The organism is Novosphingobium sp. G106 (assembly GCF_019075875.1).
In the GTDB taxonomy this organism is placed as follows: Bacteria; Pseudomonadota; Alphaproteobacteria; order Sphingomonadales; family Sphingomonadaceae; genus Novosphingobium.
Window position 1 is genome coordinate 4,346,691 of record NZ_JAHOOZ010000001.1, and the last position, 17,824, is coordinate 4,364,514.

Annotated in this window: 13 protein-coding genes; 10 read left to right on the forward strand and 3 right to left on the reverse strand. The window is 64.5% G+C overall.

Features of this window, described 5'->3' with window-relative positions; translation table 11 throughout:
* The first annotated feature begins 162 nt into the window (after window positions 1–162).
* Both KRR38_RS20860 and KRR38_RS20865 read left to right on the forward strand, forming a co-directional pair.
* Window positions 163–1,485 (forward strand): hemolysin family protein, encoded by a 1,323-nt coding sequence (locus tag KRR38_RS20860; RefSeq protein ID WP_217405138.1) that lies wholly within the window; start codon window positions 163–165, stop codon window positions 1,483–1,485.
* A 918-nt stretch (window positions 1,486–2,403) separates the two neighbouring features.
* Window positions 2,404–2,808 carry a hypothetical protein gene (locus KRR38_RS20865; RefSeq protein ID WP_217405141.1) on the forward strand — a complete coding sequence of 135 codons (405 nt, stop codon included), beginning with the start codon at window positions 2,404–2,406 and terminating at the stop codon, window positions 2,806–2,808.
* Window positions 2,809–2,894: 86 nt separating this feature from the next.
* Here the strand turns inward: KRR38_RS20865 and rplL are convergent, their stop codons facing one another.
* Both rplL and rplJ read right to left on the reverse strand, forming a co-directional pair.
* Window positions 2,895–3,272: a 50S ribosomal protein L7/L12 gene (gene rplL / locus KRR38_RS20870; RefSeq protein ID WP_217405143.1), complete on the reverse strand. Its 378-nt coding sequence runs from the start codon at window positions 3,270–3,272 to the stop codon at window positions 2,895–2,897.
* Between the two features lie 69 nt (window positions 3,273–3,341).
* Complete coding sequence (rplJ, locus tag KRR38_RS20875) at window positions 3,342–3,857, reverse strand: 50S ribosomal protein L10 (protein ID WP_217405146.1); 516 nt, start codon at window positions 3,855–3,857, stop codon at window positions 3,342–3,344.
* A 625-nt stretch (window positions 3,858–4,482) separates the two neighbouring features.
* Here rplJ and KRR38_RS36340 point away from each other — a divergent pair.
* Window positions 4,483–5,181 (forward strand): PEPxxWA-CTERM sorting domain-containing protein, encoded by a 699-nt coding sequence (locus KRR38_RS36340; protein ID WP_309141103.1) that lies wholly within the window; start codon window positions 4,483–4,485, stop codon window positions 5,179–5,181.
* Between the two features lie 98 nt (window positions 5,182–5,279).
* Here the strand turns inward: KRR38_RS36340 and KRR38_RS20885 are convergent, their stop codons facing one another.
* Window positions 5,280–6,287 (reverse strand): hypothetical protein, encoded by a 1,008-nt coding sequence (locus KRR38_RS20885; RefSeq protein ID WP_217405148.1) that lies wholly within the window; start codon window positions 6,285–6,287, stop codon window positions 5,280–5,282.
* Window positions 6,288–6,911: 624 nt separating this feature from the next.
* Between KRR38_RS20885 and rpoB the strand changes: the two genes are divergently transcribed.
* The 7 genes from rpoB to KRR38_RS20920 all read left to right on the forward strand — a co-directional run bounded on the left by rpoB (window position 6,912) and on the right by KRR38_RS20920 (window position 17,694).
* The gene (gene rpoB, locus KRR38_RS20890; RefSeq protein WP_217405150.1) at window positions 6,912–11,093 is read left to right on the forward strand and encodes a DNA-directed RNA polymerase subunit beta; all 4,182 of its coding nucleotides are present in this window, start codon (window positions 6,912–6,914) and stop codon (window positions 11,091–11,093) included.
* A 79-nt stretch (window positions 11,094–11,172) separates the two neighbouring features.
* The gene (gene rpoC, locus KRR38_RS20895) at window positions 11,173–15,456 is read left to right on the forward strand and encodes a DNA-directed RNA polymerase subunit beta' (protein ID WP_217405152.1); all 4,284 of its coding nucleotides are present in this window, start codon (window positions 11,173–11,175) and stop codon (window positions 15,454–15,456) included.
* A gap of 96 nt (window positions 15,457–15,552) precedes the next feature.
* Window positions 15,553–15,864 (forward strand): ribosomal protein L7/L12, encoded by a 312-nt coding sequence (locus KRR38_RS20900; RefSeq protein WP_217405154.1) that lies wholly within the window; start codon window positions 15,553–15,555, stop codon window positions 15,862–15,864.
* Window positions 15,865–16,029: 165 nt separating this feature from the next.
* Entirely contained in the window at window positions 16,030–16,194 is a 165-nt protein-coding gene (locus KRR38_RS20905; RefSeq protein WP_217405156.1) for a hypothetical protein, read from the forward strand.
* Window positions 16,195–16,321: 127 nt separating this feature from the next.
* On the forward strand, window positions 16,322–16,663 hold the full coding sequence (locus KRR38_RS20910) for a PilZ domain-containing protein (RefSeq protein ID WP_217405158.1): 342 nt from the start codon (window positions 16,322–16,324) through the stop codon (window positions 16,661–16,663).
* A 49-nt stretch (window positions 16,664–16,712) separates the two neighbouring features.
* Entirely contained in the window at window positions 16,713–17,147 is a 435-nt protein-coding gene (locus KRR38_RS20915) for a hypothetical protein (RefSeq protein ID WP_254514906.1), read from the forward strand.
* Between the two features lie 91 nt (window positions 17,148–17,238).
* The gene (locus KRR38_RS20920) at window positions 17,239–17,694 is read left to right on the forward strand and encodes a thermonuclease family protein (RefSeq protein ID WP_217405161.1); all 456 of its coding nucleotides are present in this window, start codon (window positions 17,239–17,241) and stop codon (window positions 17,692–17,694) included.
* The last annotated feature ends 130 nt before the right edge of the window (window positions 17,695–17,824 follow it).

Genomic DNA, 17,824 nt, shown 5'->3' on the forward strand with positions numbered 1-17,824 from the left:
TCCTTCTCGAAAACTTCGGCTTGTTATCGTCTGTTTGGAAACCTGAATGAGCGCTGCACGGCCCTTTTGTCAACGAAGGCCCCGTTCTTCGCCGGGCACTGTTGGCCGCCCTCATTTCGGGGCCTCTTCGCTATCGCGCGGTTATCTGCTAGCGGCACTCGGGTGACGCCGTTCCCCTGGACCGATGTCCTCGTTATCGCGGGGCTCATTCTGCTCAATGGCCTGTTCTCCATGTCGGAGCTGGCGATCGTTTCGGCGCGTCCGGGGCGGTTGAAGGTCGCTGCGGAGAAAGGCAGCGGTGGTGCGCGTTGCGCGCTGGCCCTCGCCTCCGACCCGGGCAAATTCCTGTCCACCGTGCAGATCGGCATCACGCTGATCGGCATCGTCGCAGGCGCCTATTCGGGCGCCAGCCTGGGTGGGCCGACGGGCGAGAGGCTGGCCGCACTCGGTGTGCCGCCACGCGCGGCGGACGAGCTCGGCTTCGCCATGGTCATCTTCGCCACGACCTATTTCAGCGTCGTGGTCGGCGAGCTGGTGCCGAAGCAGGTGGCCTTGCGGCTGGCCGAGCCGATCGCGCTGGTCGCCGCGCGGCCGATGACCTGGCTGTCGACCGCGATGGCGCCTTTCGTCTGGCTGCTCGACAAGTCTTCGCGGGTGCTGCTCGGCCTTATCGGCATGCGCCGCTCGAGCGACCAGGAGGTCACCGCCGAAGAACTCCACATGCTCTTCGCCGAGGCGACCAAGTCGGGCGTGATCGAGGAGGAAGAGCGCCAGATCATGACCGGCATCATGCGCCTGGCCGACCGGCCGGTGCGCGAGCTGATGACGCCGCGGACCGAGATCGACTGGGTGGACCTCGGCGCCAGCGACGGCGAGCTGTTCGCCCGTATCCAGGATTCGCCGCATTCGCTGCTGCCCGTGGTCGAAGGCGCGCCCGACAACATCGTCGGCGTGCTCAAGGTGCGCGAACTGCTGGCGATGCGGCTCGCCGGCGAAATGGTGAACATCGCGGCGGTGATGCGCAAGGCCGAGGTCATCCCCGACCAGCTCGACGCGATGGACGCGCTGCGCCTGCTGCAGCAGGCCGATGTGTCGATGGCCATGGTCCACGACGAATACGGCCACCTCGAAGGCGTCGTCACCCCGGCCGACCTGCTTTCGGCGATCGTCGGCAACTTCGTCAGCCACCAGGACGAGGGCGACGAGCCGATGGTGGTCGAGCGCGAGGACGGTTCGCTGCTGATCTCGGGCGCGCTGCCAGCGGACGCGCTAGCGCAGCGGCTGGACATCGATCTCGACGAAGACCGCGAGTTTGCCACGGCCGCGGGCTACGTCCTGTCGGTGCTCAAGCATCTGCCCAAGGAGGGCGAGCATTTCGTCGACCAGGGCTGGCGCTTCGAGGTCGTCGACATGGACGGGCTCAAGATCGACAAGCTGCTGGTCAGCGAAGTCGCCCCGGCCGAGCCCGAGGCGAGCGAGGACTAGTTTCGGGGAGCGTCACACCGGAGTCGCCCTGTCATCTGCCACGTGGCGATAGGTCGTGGTTATGCTCGATCAGGGCTGAGGAGGATTGCCCGATGAGGCGAGGCGCGATCTGGGATCGAATTCCATGGGCACTGAAGTGGGGTGCGGTGGGGTTTTGCCAAGTTCAGTGCGCCTATCTCCTGTACAGAGCGATCTCGAAGGGGGAGGCGTACTCTCGGACTTGGGGATATGTTTCCTACGCGGATCATCCCGCCGCGTTCATCGTTGGTATCGTCTTTCCGCTAATAGGTTTTCTAGGCTGCTTGATCGCACTCTCTACGCTTTTGCCTGGGCAACGAAGGGTGCCATTAATAGATCAGCGGGAAGCGGTTACCCCCCTTAGAACGGACCGAATTCAGGTCATCATCCCAGCCTGAACAAGATCAGCATTAAAGCGGCGAACCTGCCCCCCTTTGAGAACGAGAGGGTGTGCTAGGCGCGGTTCGTGCCGACTTCTCTGTTTTCGTGTCTCGTGGGGACTCCCAAAAGCGGCCGCCCATCAGCCGCGCGACAATCCTTCTATAGATAGGTCAAGGCCGCTCCAGCCGGGAGCATCGCCATTCCGGTTGTCGCGGACAGCGGCCCTTTCGGCTCGCCTGACGCGCGTTGGCGAAGGGATTTCCCGAGGCTGTCGTTATGTGATTGCCGTGTCAATCCTCCCCCCTCTGACGCGGCATCTCCGAACCTTGGCCCCGCTTCGGCGGGGTCTTTTTTGTCGGTGCTGCAAGGATTTCGCAGGCCGGAGCACTGCAGGCGTAACAGCTTCACGACATTGTCGCGAAGGCCATTTCGGACTTGCGAACCGCGAGGCGAGGCTTTAGTTATTGCGATAGAGTCGCAACAAGGCGGCCAGAGGGGGTATCAAGGAGACTTTCCGCGATGCCTGACATGCAGTTCCCCGACCTGGATCCGAGCGCGTCCCGCGTACTGATCACCAACGCACTACGCGACTGGCATGATGCGCGGCAAACCGGCGCGCCCGTCATGCCCTATCTGTTTGCCTCGCTGCACGGCCCGGCCTGTGCCTTGCTCGCGCCTGTGCTCGACAGCCTTTTCCGGTTCTATCAGGCGGCGCTGAACCGCACTCCCGTAACCGGGCAAACCGAGTGCCTCAGCGATGACGAGGCGCTGCTGCTCGCGCTTATCTCCCGCGCAGAATTCAAGCACGAGACCTTCGATTGCCCGATCGGTATTGCGCGGGGCTTCGATTGCGCCTTGTGCTCTGCCCGGATCATGCTGGCTTTCGCCTTGGAGGACCAGTCCTGCGGCAGGCGCCTCCAGTAGGGGCATCGGCAGGTTTCCTCCAAAAAGAAAAGGGCGGCTCCGAGGAGCCGCCCTTCCTTGTTTCCAATCGAAGCAATCCGTTCGGATTACTTGATTTCGACGGTGCCGCCGGCTTCTTCGATCTTCTTCTTGATGTCTTCGGCTTCGGCCTTGTTGACACCTTCCTTGATCGCCTTCGGAGCGGCTTCCACCAGCGCCTTGGCTTCGGTCAGGCCCAGCGCGGTGATGGCGCGGACTTCCTTGATGACCTGGATCTTCTTGCCACCGTCGCCGGTGAGGATCACGTCGAACTCGGTCTTCTCTTCGACGGCTTCGGCAGCAGCGCCGCCACCGGCGGGAGCGGCCACGGCCACAGCGGCAGCGGCGGAAACGCCCCATGCCTCTTCGAGGGCCTTGGCGAGGTCAGCCGCCTCGAGGACGGTCAGCTTCGAAAGTTCTTCAACAAGCTTGGCGATATCGGCCATGATGCTTCTCCTGATGTTGTGCCCGGGTGAGCCCGAACGGCCCGGCCCGGAAAAAATCGCTAAACAATCTTACGCGGCGTCTTTCGTGGCGTAGGCGCCGAAGACACGCGCCAGCTTGGCCGCCGGAGCGGTCGAGAGCTGGGCGAGCTTGGTCGCCGGAGCCTGAACGAGGCCAATAAGCTTTGCCCGCAGTTCATCGAGCGACGGCATCGAGGCGAGAGCCTTGATCCCTTCCGCGTTCAGAACCAGCGCGCCCATCGAACCACCGACGATTTCGATCTTGTCGGTGGTCTTGGCGAAGTCCACGACCGCCTTGGCGGCGGCGATGGGATCGACCGAAGAGGCGATCGCCGTCGGACCCGTGAACATCTCGTCGATGCCCGCGTAGTTCGTGTCCTTGATGGCAAGCTTGGCAAGACGGTTCTTCGCAACCTTGTAGGTCGCACCCGCGTCACGCACTTTTCCGCGCAGGACGGTGGACTGGGCCACCGACATGCCGAGGTTGCGGGTGACAACCACCACGCCGACCTCGTTGAAAGTCGCGTTGAGCGAAGCGACCGATTCGGCTTTCTGCGAACGATCCATGCCTTACTCCTTCACAAATGACCGTTTGAGGCGAACCCCGAACGGCCGGCTACATTTGTCCATGCCGAATGATCGACACGGGCGAGTCCGTTGAGGGGGAAGGAGCCCGCGCCGAAACGCGGAAAAGGCACTGCACTCCCAAGGGAGCTGAGGCCGAGGGGACCGGAGTCCCCGAAATTCTCTTTTCCCCGCCTAGGCTGGAAATTAAGCCGGGAACCGGCACCAACTGTCTCGGACGGATGATCGGCAGCGAACTGCCGGTCGGTGCGGGCCAATGGCGGAAGTGCCCCGGGAAGTCAAGCACGGCGACGGACGAATCGGGGCGGCGCGTGGCGCTATACAAGTCGCGCGGCACTTCTGCGCGGCGACGTATCGCCCTGCGGCAAACCGCAGTTTCGTCCCAAAAAGACCCGCCTTTCGCCGCCCGGTCGCCCCGCATTGGGAAACGCCCAATCTTTCTTAAGATTTCATTAAATTGAAATGTTCGAAAACTAACGCAACGCTAATCGCGCGGTATCAGACATAAAAGCGCGCGATTTCTAAGGTGTCGCAAATACAAAATATCAACCCTCGGGTTCGGGCGAATTCTTGCTCCGGATACCGATGTCCTGTTGGAGAATATCCCGTGTCTCGTCATGAAAAGATCATCGCCTCGGCCGCGCTTCTCGCGGCTTCGGCTTCGCCTGCCTATGCCGTTGAAGTTCTGGTCAACGGCAATTTCGAATCCGGCATTACCGGCTGGACGACCTATACTACGGCCAATGGCACGATCACCGAGATCCCCAGCCTGCCGCCTTCGTCGCCGCAGCCCCAGGTCGCCACGACGGTTTCGTTCAACACGACTGGCTCGGGCGCCTCGAAGGCGCTGTTCCTCAACGCCGGCGCCTATCAGCCGCCTTACGGCGTGGGCCAGCAGGGTGGCGGCGTGTTCCAGACGTTCACGCTCGGCAAGGACGGTACGGCCAGCTTCAGCGCCGACATCGCCGCGCTCACCAACAACAACTCGCTGGGCGTCGGCCTGCTCAGCGTCCTGCTCGACGGTGTCGTCATGGACAGCTTCGACTTCGGCGCGCTGAACAACGCCACCGCTCGTTCGACGCTGGACTTCACCAGCTTCCTCACCGCGGGCGACCACACGATCTCGCTGCAGGCCACCCGCGCTTTCGCGCCGGCCCGCGGCGTGACCTCGCAGTACTTCGACAACGCTTCGCTCAACTTCGCCGCGGTCCCCGAGCCGGCCACCTGGGCGATGATGATCCTGGGCATGGGTGTGATCGGCCGCACGATGCGCCGCCGCCGTGCGGCCGTCCGCTTCGCGTTCTGATCGCATCGGCCCTGCCGACAAGGAAGGCGGTCCCGGAAGGGGCCGCCTTTTTTTGCTTTCCCAACAGCGAAGGCGGCCCCGGGGAGGGACCGCCTTCTTTATCCCATCCCCTCTTGCGAGGGGCTGGGCACACGCACCTTCAGACCGTGACCCGCGGGGGGAGTTGCGGGGGCGGGGTTGCTGGTCGACGACTGATAAGTGCGCCAGTCGAACGGTTGCACTTCGGCTTCCTTCTGCTTGTGCTCGCGGCCCTGCAGGATCAGGCGGGCGCGGCGCATGCGGCCCTTGCGCGAGGTGAACGGGTTTTCGGCATCGGGCTCGGCCGAGACCATCTGCTCGAGCAGGGCATCGCGGTCCTCGCGGTTGTCGGGGACCAGTTCCTCGGTACCGATGCGCTGGGCGACCGACGGATGCGGCGTGGGCTCGATCGCCTTCGGTGTGGCCTCGGCCGCCATTTCCTCGGCCGGCGCATAGGCGGGCATCGGCAGTTCGGGCTCGAGGACGCTCGGTTCGCTGGCCGCCATGGCCGGCGCCATCATCGGGCCCGGCTCGTCGTAGAAGCGCGCGGGATCGGCAGCATGGGCGTCTTCATAATAGGCTTCTTCGTAGTCCTCTTCCTCATCCCGGCGGCGCGAGCGGAGGGCAAGAACGCCCGCGGTGCCGATGCCGAGCGCGGCCAGAATACCGGCGATCCACGCGGCGGTGCTCAGCCCCGTCGAGGTATCCGATTCGGTCGGACTGACGGCTGCGACAGGCGGCTGGGTAACCGCCGGTTGCGCCAGGGGAGGAGCAGCAACCGGCGGCATGGCATCGGCCGCGCGCTGAGCCGGCGCGGCTATCGGTGTAGCAGGAGGCGTTTCGGGAGCGGCGGTGCGCGCAGCACTGACGCTGCGCGCCGCGGCGGGTGCTGCAGCCTTGGCTGCGGCGCGGGGCTTAGTGCTGCGTTCAGGAGCAGGTTCGTCGGCTACTGTCGCTGCGGGAGCAGCGGCCGGAACCTGCTGGACTACGGGCGCGGCAGTAGAAGCGGCCGGGGCAGCCGGCAGCACGATCGTCGGCTGTGCGGCAGGTGTCGGCGCCGGGAGCGTAATCGCTGGCGCCTCGCTCACGGGCGCCGAAGCTTCCTGAGCCCAGGCGGGGGTGGATCCAAGCGCGAGCACGGCACAAATCGCCGTGGTGGCGCAAAAGCTGCGGAGGGGTGCGTGTGTCATGAACACAAGGTTGGGCAAGTATCTGTGATTGAAAAGACCCAGATCGCTGCAAATCGATAAGTCGAGCCCATATGGCTGATGAATGGAGGCGATTTACTGTTTGTGATACAAGCTATATCGCGAATTTCATTGCAATATTGAGGTTTATACTATATAAGTCTTGCAGTATTAAGTATGGTTAGGACCGCGACTGGCGATTTTGTTCCACCGCCGATCGCAAATCATGCTCGGCCGAACGATTTGCGTCCGATGCCGCCGCATTGACAGCATCGGGCCACCTTCCTATATGCGCCTCCCTGCCCGACGCTTCGAGCAAGGCCGGTCCATGCGCGGGGACCAGTCCACGAAGGAAGCGAACCGGGTTTCATCTGACGCGATAGGCTGCCGGCAATGGCCTCCCTCCAGGGAGCGCTCCCGCCGTGCGGCCTTTTCGCGTCCGATGCGCCACACGCCGCGCGTGGCATGATTTTCCGCCGGTTTTCCGCATCGGAGCCGGCACAACACAAGAGGCAAGACCCCTCCATGGCGACCAAGCCCCTCAGCCCGACCGGCGCTCTCCGCGCCTCGGCCAAGAAGCGCATCCGCAAGATCTTCGGCGACATCCACGAAGTCGTGCAGATGCCGAACCTCATCGAGGTTCAGCGCGAATCGTACGAGCAGTTCCTCCGCTCGGACCCTTCGCGCGGCTATGTCTCGGGCCTGGAAAAGACGCTGCGCTCGGTCTTCCCGATCCGCGACTTCGGCGGCACCAGCGAACTGGACTTCGTCCACTACGAGCTGGAAGACCCCAAGTACGACACCACCGAATGCCGCCAGCGCGGCATCACCTATGCGGCGCCGATGAAGGTCACGCTGCGCCTGATCGTCTTTGAAGTCGACGCCGAGACCGAGACCCGGTCGGTGCTCGATATCAAGGAGCAGGACGTCTATATGGGCGACATGCCGCTCATGACCGAGAACGGCACCTTCATCATCAACGGCACCGAGCGCGTCATCGTCTCGCAGATGCACCGTTCGCCGGGCGTCCTGTTCGACCATGACCGCGGCAAGACGCACTCGTCGGGCAAGTTCCTTTTCGCCGCGCGCGTCATTCCCTACCGCGGTTCGTGGCTCGACTTCGAGTTCGACGCCAAGGACATCGTCAACGTCCGTATCGACCGCAAGCGCAAGCTGCCGGTCACGGCGCTGCTCTATGCGCTGGGCCTCGACGCCGAACAGATCCTCAACCACTTCTACGATACCGTCGTGTGGAAGCGCGGCACCAAGGGTGCCGACGGTGGCTGGCTCGTGCCTTACGTCGCCGAGCAATGGCGCGGTACCAAGCCGACCTTCGACATCGTCGACGCCGGCTCGGGCGAGGTCATCTTCCCCGCTGGGCAGAAGATCAGCCCGCGTGCAGCCAACAAGGCGCAGAAGGACGGCCTGACCGAGCTGCTGATCCCGACCGAGGAAATCTTCGGCCGCTATTCGGCCAGCGACGTCATCGACGAGTCGACCGGCCGCATCTACATCGAAGCGGGCGACGAAGTTTCGACCGACAATCTCGATGCGCTCGACAAGGCGGGCATCGACCACATCGACCTGCTCGACATCGATCACGTCAACACCGGTCCCTGGATCCGCAACACGCTCCAGGTCGACAAGGCCGAGAACCGCGAGATGGGCCTCGAGGCCATCTACAAGGTCATGCGCCCGGGCGAGCCGCCGACGAAGGAAACCGCCGAATCGCTGTTCGATGGCCTGTTCTTCGATGGCGACCGCTACGACCTGTCGGCCGTGGGCCGCGTCAAGCTGAACATGCGTCTGGGCCTCGACGCCGAGGACACCGTCACCACGCTGCGCACCGAGGACATCCTCGCCGTGGTCAAGGAGCTGGTGAACCTCAAGGACGGCAAGGGCGAGATCGACGACATCGACAACCTCGGCAACCGCCGCGTGCGTTCGGTCGGCGAGCTGCTCGAGAACCAGTACCGCGTCGGCCTGCTCCGCATGGAGCGCGCCGTGAAGGAGCGCATGAGCTCGGTCGACGTGTCGACCGTCATGCCGAACGACCTGATCAACGCCAAGCCCGCGGTCGCCGCAGTGCGCGAGTTCTTCGGTTCGTCACAGCTCTCGCAGTTCATGGACCAGACCAACCCGCTGTCCGAAGTCACCCACAAGCGCCGCGTCTCGGCGCTCGGGCCGGGCGGTCTGACGCGCGAGCGCGCGGGCTTCGAAGTCCGCGACGTCCACCCGACGCACTATGGTCGTATCTGCCCGATCGAAACGCCGGAAGGCCCGAACATCGGTTTGATCAACTCGCTGTCGACCTTCGCCCGCGTCAACAAGTACGGCTTCATCGAGACGCCGTACCGCAAGGTGATCGACGGCAAGGTGACCAAGGACGTGGTCTACCTCTCGGCGATGGAAGAGCAGAAGCACACGGTTGCCCAGGCCTCGGCCGAAACCAATGCCGACGGCTCGTTCGTCGAGGAATTGGTCTCGGCTCGTGAGTCCGGCGAATTCGTCATGGCGCCGCGCGATCACGTCACGCTGATGGACGTTTCGCCCAAGCAGCTCGTCTCGGTCGCCGCATCGCTCATTCCGTTCCTGGAAAACGATGACGCCAACCGCGCGCTCATGGGCTCGAACATGCAGCGCCAGGCGGTGCCGCTGGTTCGCGCCGAGGCACCGTTCGTCGGCACCGGCATGGAAGAGACCGTGGCGCGTGACTCGGGCGCCGCGATCGCCGCCCTGCGCGGCGGCGTGGTCGACCAGGTCGACGCGACGCGTATCGTCATCCGCGCCGCTGGCGACATCGAAGCCGGCCAGTCGGGCGTCGACATCTACACGCTGCAGAAGTTCCAGCGCTCGAACCAGAACACCTGCATCAACCAGCGTCCGCTGGTGAAGGTGGGCGAGTTCGTCGAAAAGGGCACGATCCTGGCCGACGGTCCCTCGACCGAGTTCGGCGAGCTGGCGCTGGGCCGAAACAGCCTCGTCGCCTTCATGCCCTGGAACGGCTACAACTATGAGGACTCGATCCTCATCAGCGAGCGCATCGTCAAGGACGACGTCTTCACCTCGATCCACATCGAGGAATTCGAAGTCATGGCCCGCGACACCAAGCTCGGGCCGGAAGACATCACCCGCGACATCCCGAACGTCGGCGAGGAAGCCCTGCGCAACCTCGACGAGGCGGGCATCGTCTACATCGGCGCCGAAGTGCACCCGGGCGACATCCTGGTCGGCAAGATCACGCCGAAGGGCGAAAGCCCGATGACGCCGGAGGAAAAGCTCCTCCGCGCCATCTTCGGCGAAAAGGCCAGCGACGTGCGCGACACCTCGCTTCGTCTGCCGCCGGGCGTTTCGGGCACGATCGTCGAAGTGCGCGTGTTCAACCGCCACGGCATCGAGATCGACGACCGTACCCGCGCGATCCAGAACGAGGAAATCGAACGCCTCGCCAAGGACCGCGAGGACGAGCGCGGCATTCTCAACCGGGCGACCTATAACCGCCTGCGCGACATGCTGCTCGGCCAGGTTGCCGCGGCTGCGCCGAAGGGCATCAAGAAGGGCGTCGAGATCAACGAGGAAGTCCTCGCCGAGGCCGAGCGTCACGAATGGTGGAAGTTCTCCGTCGCCGACGACGGTCGCCAGATCCAGCTCGAAGCGGTGAAGGCCCAGTACGACGAGACCGTCAAGGCGATCCAGGAGAAGTTCGAGGACCGCAAGGAGAAGCTGGAGCGCGGCGACGAGCTGGCTCCGGGCGTGCTCAAGATGGTCAAGGTCTTCGTCGCGGTGAAGCGCAAGCTGCAGCCGGGCGACAAGATGGCCGGCCGCCACGGCAACAAGGGTGTCATTTCGCGCATCCTGCCGTGCGAGGACATGCCGTTCCTCGAGGACGGCACCCACGTCGACATCGTGCTGAACCCGCTGGGCGTGCCTTCGCGCATGAACGTCGGGCAGATCTTCGAAACGCACCTCGGCTGGGCCGCGCGCGGCCTCGGCCAGCAGATCACGGCTGCGCTCGAAGACTGGCGCCATGCCAACCCGAACCCCGAAGCGGCCGCGCCGCCGACGGCTCTGGTCGACCGCCTGAAGGACATCTACGGCGAGAACTACCACGACGAGATCGAGAACCGCACGGTTCCCGAAGTCGTCGAGCTGGCCGAGAACCTGAAGAACGGCGTGCCGATGGGTACTCCGGTGTTCGACGGCGCGCGCGAGGCCGACGTCTCGTACATGCTGGCCAAGGCCGGGCTCGATACCTCGGGCCAGGTCACCCTGTTCGACGGGCGCACCGGCGATGCCTTCGACCGCAAGGTCACCGTGGGCTACATCTACATGCTGAAGCTCCACCACCTGGTCGATGACAAGATCCACGCGCGTTCGATCGGGCCGTACTCCCTCGTCACCCAGCAGCCGCTGGGCGGTAAGGCGCAGTTCGGCGGCCAGCGCTTCGGCGAGATGGAGGTCTGGGCGCTCCAGGCCTACGGCGCCGCCTATACGCTGCAGGAAATGCTGACGGTGAAGTCCGACGACGTTGTGGGCCGCACCAAGGTCTACGAAGCGATCGTCAAGGGCGACGACACCTTCGAGGCCGGCATTCCCGAGAGCTTCAACGTGCTCGTCAAGGAAATGCGCTCGCTGGGCCTCAACGTCGAACTCTCGTCGCTGACCGACGAGGACGATGACGACGGCATTGCGATCGCGGCTGAGTGAACCTTTCGGAGCGCTGCCTCCCGAAGGCAGTGCTCCACCGGTTCGCCACAGAAATTGACCCTCTAAAGGGACGAAAACCATGAACGACCTGACCAAATTCACCAACCAGATGGCCAAGCCCGAGACTTTCGACCAGATCCAGATCGGTCTGGCGAGCCCCGAGCGCATCCGCTCCTGGTCCTTCGGCGAGATCAAGAAGCCGGAGACGATCAACTACCGCACGTTCAAGCCCGAGCGTGACGGCCTGTTCTGCGCGCGCATCTTCGGCCCGGTGAAGGACTACGAGTGCCTCTGCGGCAAGTACAAGCGCATGAAGTACAAGGGCGTCGTCTGCGAGAAGTGCGGCGTCGAAGTCACCGTCACCAAGGTGCGCCGCGAGCGCATGGGCCACATCGAGCTGGCCGCCCCGGTTGCGCACATCTGGTTCCTGAAGTCGCTGCCTTCGCGCATCGGCCTGCTGCTCGACATGCAGCTCAAGCAGCTCGAGCGTATCCTGTACTTTGAATCCTACGTCGTCATCGAGCCGGGCCTGACCCCGCTCGAAAAGTACCAGCTTCTCACCGAGGACGAGCTGCTCGACGCGCAGGACGAGTATGGCGAAGACAGCTTCTCCGCCGACATCGGCGCTGCCGCGGTCAAGAACATGCTGATGAACCTCGACCTGGTTCAGGAGCGCGAGGACCTGCTGCAGGAGCTCGCCACCACCAAGTCCGAGCTCAAGCCCAAGAAGATCATCAAGCGCCTCAAGGTCGTCGAATCGTTCATCGATTCGGGCAACAAGCCCGAGTGGATGATCCTCGACGTCGTGCCGGTCATTCCGCCCGAACTGCGCCCGCTGGTGCCGCTCGACGGCGGCCGCTTCGCCACGTCGGACCTCAACGACCTCTACCGCCGCGTGATCAACCGCAACAACCGCCTGAAGCGCCTGATCGAGCTGCGCGCCCCGGACATCATCGTCCGCAACGAAAAGCGCATGCTGCAGGAAGCCGTCGACGCGCTGTTCGACAACGGCCGCCGCGGCCGCGTCATCACCGGCGCCAACAAGCGTCCGCTGAAGTCGCTGTCCGACATGCTCAAGGGCAAGCAGGGCCGCTTCCGCCAGAACCTGCTCGGCAAGCGCGTCGACTATTCGGGTCGTTCGGTCATCGTGACCGGTCCGGAGCTCAAGCTGCACCAGTGCGGCCTCCCCAAGAAGATGGCGCTCGAGCTGTTCAAGCCGTTCATCTACGCCCGCCTCGATGCCAAGGGTCTGTCGATGACCCTGAAGCAGGCCAAGAAGTGGGTCGAGAAGGAGCGCAAGGAAGTCTGGGACATCCTGGATGAGGTCATCCGCGAGCACCCCGTGCTGCTGAACCGCGCCCCGACGCTCCACCGCCTCGGCATCCAGGCTTTCGAGCCCGTGCTGATCGAGGGCAAGGCGATCCAGCTGCACCCGCTCGTCTGCTCGGCCTTCAACGCCGACTTCGACGGTGACCAGATGGCCGTCCACGTGCCGCTTTCGCTGGAAGCCCAGCTCGAAGCGCGCGTGCTGATGATGTCGACCAACAACATCCTGTCGCCCGCCAACGGCAAGCCGATCATCGTGCCGTCGCAGGACATGGTGCTGGGTCTCTACTACCTGTCGATGGACCGTGAGAACGAGCCGGGCCAGGGCATGCTGCTGGCCGACATGGCCGAAGTGCACCAGGCGCTGGAAGTGGGTGCGGTGACGCTCCACTCGAAGATCATCGCCCGCGTCCCGCAGACCGACGAAGAGGGCAAGGAATACCTCAAGCGCTTCGAGACCACGCCGGGCCGCATGCTGATCGGCGAGTGCCTGCCGCGCAGCCACAAGGTGCCCTTCGAGATCGTCAACCGCCTCCTCACCAAGAAGGACGTGGGCGACGTGATCGACGAGGTCTATCGCCACACCGGCCAGAAGGACACGGTGCTGTTCGCCGACGCGATCATGTCGCTCGGCTTCCGCAACGCGTTCAAGGCGGGCATCTCGTTCGGCAAGGACGACATGATCATCCCCGACAGTAAGGTGGCCCTGGTCGAAGAGACCAAGGCGCTGGTGGCCGACTACGAGCAGCAGTACCAGGACGGCCTGATCACGCAGCAGGAGAAGTACAACAAGGTGATCGACGCCTGGAGCCGTTGCGGCGACCAGGTCGCGAACGCCATGATGGACGAGATCCGCGCCACGCCGATCGACCCCGAAACCGGCCGCATGGCACCGATCAACTCGATCTACATGATGTCGCACTCTGGCGCTCGTGGCTCCCCGACGCAGATGAAGCAGCTCGCGGGTATGCGCGGCCTGATGGCCAAGCCTTCGGGCGAGATCATCGAGACGCCGATCATCTCGAACTTCAAGGAAGGCCTGACCGTTCTCGAGTACTTCAACTCGACCCACGGCGCCCGTAAGGGTCTGGCCGACACGGCGCTCAAGACGGCGAACTCGGGTTACCTGACCCGCCGTCTGGTCGACGTGTCGCAGGACTGCGTGGTCGTGATCGACGATTGCGGTACCGAGCGTGCGCTGGAAATGCGTTCGATCGTCCAGGGCGGTGCGACGATCGCCTCGCTCGGCGAGCGTATCCTGGGCCGTACCCTGGCCGAGGACATCGTCGACAAGGAAGGCAACGTCATCGTCGCCAACGGCACGCTGCTCGACGAGCCGACCACTGCGAAGATCGAAGCGACCGGCCTCCAGGCCGCGCGCATCCGCTCTCCGCTGATCTGCGAAGCGACCATGGGCGTCTGCGGCAAGTGCTATGGGCGCGATCTCGCCCGCGGTACGCCGGTGAACATCGGTGAAGCGGTGGGCGTCATCGCCGCCCAGTCGATCGGCGAGCCGGGCACGCAGCTGACCATGCGTACCTTCCACATCGGCGGCGCGGCGCAGGTCAACGAGACCTCGCACCTCGAATCGATCTCGGACGGCACGGTCCAGTACCGTGACATCCCGACGATCGTCGACAAGCGCAGCCGCCTGCTCAGCCTTGCCCGTAATGGCGAGATCGTGGTGTTCGACACCGAGGGCCGCGAACGCGCGATCCACAAGGTGCCCTACGGTACCGTGCTGCTCCACAAGGACGGCGCCAAGGTGAAGGAAGGCGAGCGTCTGGCCGAGTGGGATCCGTTCACCACCCCGGTCATCACCGAGAAGCCGGGTATCGTGAAGTACCAGGACCTGATCGATGGCCGCACGCTGACCGAGCAGACCGACGAAGCCACCGGCATGACCAGCCGCGTCGTCACCGAGAACCGCGGCGCCAGCCGGGGCAAGAAGGAGGACCTGCGTCCCCGGATGACCCTGCTCGACGAGGCCTCGGGCGAAGCCGCGCGCTACATGCTCGCCCCCGGCACGACGCTGTCGGTCGAGGACGGCCAGGCGGTCGAGGCGGGTGACGTTCTCGCCCGTGCTTCGCGCGAAGCCGCCAAGACGCGCGACATCACCGGCGGTCTGCCGCGTGTTGCCGAGCTGTTCGAGGCGCGCAAGCCGAAGGACAACGCGATCATCGCCAAGACCTCGGGACGGATCGAATTCGTCCGCGACTACAAGGCGAAGCGCAAGATCGCGATCATCCCCGAGGATGGCGAGCCCGTCGAGTACCTGATCCCCAAGAGCAAGGTGATCGACGTCCAGGAAGGCGACTGGGTCAAGAAGGGTGACAACCTGATCTCGGGCAGCCCCGATCCGCACGACATCCTCGAGGTGCTCGGCGTCGAGGCGCTGGCCGAATATCTCGTCGCGGAAATCCAGGAGGTCTATCGTCTCCAGGGCGTGAAGATCAACGACAAGCACATCGAGGTGATCGTTCGCCAGATGCTGCAGAAGGTCGAGATCACCGACGGCGGCGACACCACGCTGCTGGCGGGCGAGCAGGTCGACTTCGAGGAGATGAACGAGATCAACGGCAAGCTGGATGACGGGCAGAAGCCCGCCGAAGGCAAGCCGGTGCTGCTCGGCATCACCAAGGCCTCGCTGCAGACGCGTTCGTTCATTTCGGCGGCCTCGTTCCAGGAGACCACCCGCGTGCTCACCCAGGCGGCGGTCGAAGGGAAGAAGGACTCGCTGATCGGCCTCAAGGAGAACGTGATCGTCGGCCGTCTCATCCCCGCCGGCACCGGCGCGGGCATGAACCGTCTGCGTGTCGCCGCCTCCAGCCGCGATGCCGCGCTCCGCGCGCAGTACCGCAAGCTGCAGGAGCACCTGATTGCGCCCGAAACCGCTGCCGAAGAGCATGCGGCCGAGCTCGCCCAGGGCCCCGAAGCGGCGATCGGCAACGATCCGCTGGCCGCCATGGAAGGCGAGACGCACGGCACCGATGCCGATGCGGGCGACTACCTGGTGAAGGGCGACGAGGCCGAATAAGCCTCAGGCGTCCAGCCTACCTATCGAAGGGCCCCGCCGGAGCGATCCGGCGGGGCTTTTTCGTTGCGCGGCGCGGTTGTGCTATAGGCTCGGCTCATGATCACGATGACGCTGGACTGGGGCGCGCTGGTCGCCCTCATCGGCTGGAGCCTGTTCGTCTTCTGGCTGGGCCGCAAGTCGGCCGGCCCGCGCGATCGCGACCTCTCGGGCCCACCGCCGTCGTTCACGATGCAGCGCCCTCTGCCATCAGCGAGGCCGGGACCCGCCACCCTCTCGCCCGAGGCGCTCGCCGCGATCCGCGGCGAACTGGCGCGCGGCAACAAGATCAACGCGATCAAGCTGATGCGCGAGGCGACCGGCCTGGGCCTCGCCGAATCCAAGCAAGCCGTCGAAGCGATGGAAATCTAGCGAAAGGGAAGGGTGCCATGTCGGCCGTGATCATCAGCTACAAGCTCAAGCCGGGCGTCACGCCCACCGATTTCGACCACTGGGTCAGGACCGTCGACCAGCCGACCCTGCGGGGGGATCGCGCGGGTCAAGGCCTGCGACACCTTCCGCGTCGAGCGTCTGCTCATGGGCGAAGGCGAACCCAGCGCCCACTACGTCGAACTGTTCGACATCCCCGACCTTGCCGGCTTCATGGCCGAGGACATGGCCGGCGAGACGATGCAGGGCATCATGGCCCAGTTCGCCGGCTTTGCCGAAGCGCCCGAATTCCTCGTCGCCGAGAAGCTCTAGGGCCTGTACTCGGTGCGGCCTTAAACCCCGCTTAAGCTGTTAACGACAGCGTCAACACATCGTTAACCCTCGTGTGACAAACCATGACAGTCATCTGTCGGACTCCGGGGGGGAGCAGGACGAAACCGTGTCGGTACTTCTGACCATCCGCGCCCACAAGCGCTACGCCGTCTGCAGCAAGGTCCGCGTACGCAAGGACGGCAAGCGCGGCTCCGACGGCCTGCTGATCGAGCTCTCGCTCGACGGCTGCCGAATCAGTCATGTCGGAAAAGCGGGCAGCTTCGCGCTGGGCGATCCGCTGACGCTTCGGCTCGACGGCACTGCACCGATCGAAGGGCATGTCCGCTGGGCGAACGACAGTACGATCGGCCTGCGCTTCGACCGTCCGCTGCACATCGCCGGGCTCCAGGAGCTGATCCAGCTCTGCCGCGGCGGCGGCGTTCCGGAACAGCGCGCCTACGGAACGTGACTCGGCGCTGAAGCCGGGATACATTGGCCTCTCCGCAAAGGAGACCGGCATGAGCGACCTCGATCAGTCTGCGCAGCCCGCCCCGCGAGCCGACCTCGACCAGGGCCCTCAAGCTACACCGGGGGCACCCGCGGCCGCGCCGCCGGCCAGTAGCAGCTTCGATTTCAACCATCCGACGATCATCAGCCTGCTCTACCTCTCGTCGGTCGTGCTGGGTGTCACCGCGATCGTCGGCGTGGTGCTGGCCTATGTCTGGAAAGGCGAGGCGCACGCCGATTGGGAAAGCTCGCACTACCAGTACCTGATCCGCACCTTCTGGATCGGGCTGATCGGCTTCTTCGTCAGCGTGCTCTGCATGATCCTCCTGATCGGATTCCTCATGCTGATCGCGGTGGGCGTGCTGGTGCTGGTCCGCTCGGTGCTGTCGCTGGTTGCCGCGCAGAAGCAGCAGCCAATGCCCAATCCGACGAGCCTCTTCGTCTGAGAGCATTCTCGGCGGATTCCAGCGGCTAGTCCCTCCGATCCGGAGCATTTGCCTAGCCTTGCCTTAGTCCGGCCGGGCGCATGCTGGCGGCATGGCCTATCGCATTCTCGTCCTCGCGCTGTTCGCTGTCGCCGCCGCGCTGTCATCGCTTGCCACCCACCGTTCTGCTGCGGCGATCACGCTGCCGTCCGATCACGAGGCGGCGCGGTTCACGCACTGCTCTGGCCCCGTAAGGGTAAGCTGCGTCGTCGACGGCGACACCTTCTGGTATCGCGGCGCCAAGATCCGCATTGCCGATATCAACGCCCCCGAAACCAGCGAGCCGCACTGCGCCGCCGAAGCCCGCCTCGGCGCTCGCGCCACCAGGCGGCTGGCCGAGCTGTTGAGCGCCGGCGCCTTCTCGCTCGAACCCGCCGACCGCTTGCGTGACAGCTATGGTCGCAGGCTGTTCACCGTCACCCGCGGCGGCGAGAGTCTGGGCGGAAAGCTAGAAGCCGAAGGCCTGGCAGAGCCCTGGCGCGGCTATCGGCGGGATTGGTGCAGCTGAGCGAAACGCCTTGCTAATCGCACGAAGGCGCCCATACCGCGCCTACCGCGCGCATTCGGTGACCGTAAGCGCGCGCGGCAGAGAGACCCCCCAGCGAATTGGGTCGCGCTCCCGCTTACGCGACTGGGAA

Excerpts from the sequence above, each read along its gene's own strand:
- KRR38_RS20865 (WP_217405141.1), top strand. The coding sequence starts at position 2,404 with ATGCCTGACATGCAGTTCCCCGACCTGGATCCGAGCGCGTCCCGCGTA.
- rplL (WP_217405143.1), bottom strand. The coding sequence starts at position 3,272 with ATGGCCGATATCGCCAAGCTTGTTGAAGAACTTTCGAAGCTGACCGTC.
- rplJ (WP_217405146.1), bottom strand. The coding sequence starts at position 3,857 with ATGGATCGTTCGCAGAAAGCCGAATCGGTCGCTTCGCTCAACGCGACT.
- rpoB (WP_217405150.1), top strand. The coding sequence starts at position 6,912 with ATGGCGACCAAGCCCCTCAGCCCGACCGGCGCTCTCCGCGCCTCGGCC.
- rpoC (WP_217405152.1), top strand. The coding sequence starts at position 11,173 with ATGAACGACCTGACCAAATTCACCAACCAGATGGCCAAGCCCGAGACT.
- KRR38_RS20900 (WP_217405154.1), top strand. The coding sequence starts at position 15,553 with ATGATCACGATGACGCTGGACTGGGGCGCGCTGGTCGCCCTCATCGGC.
- KRR38_RS20905 (WP_217405156.1), top strand. The coding sequence starts at position 16,030 with ATGGGCGAAGGCGAACCCAGCGCCCACTACGTCGAACTGTTCGACATC.
- KRR38_RS20915 (WP_254514906.1), top strand. The coding sequence starts at position 16,713 with ATGAGCGACCTCGATCAGTCTGCGCAGCCCGCCCCGCGAGCCGACCTC.
- KRR38_RS20920 (WP_217405161.1), top strand. The coding sequence starts at position 17,239 with ATGGCCTATCGCATTCTCGTCCTCGCGCTGTTCGCTGTCGCCGCCGCG.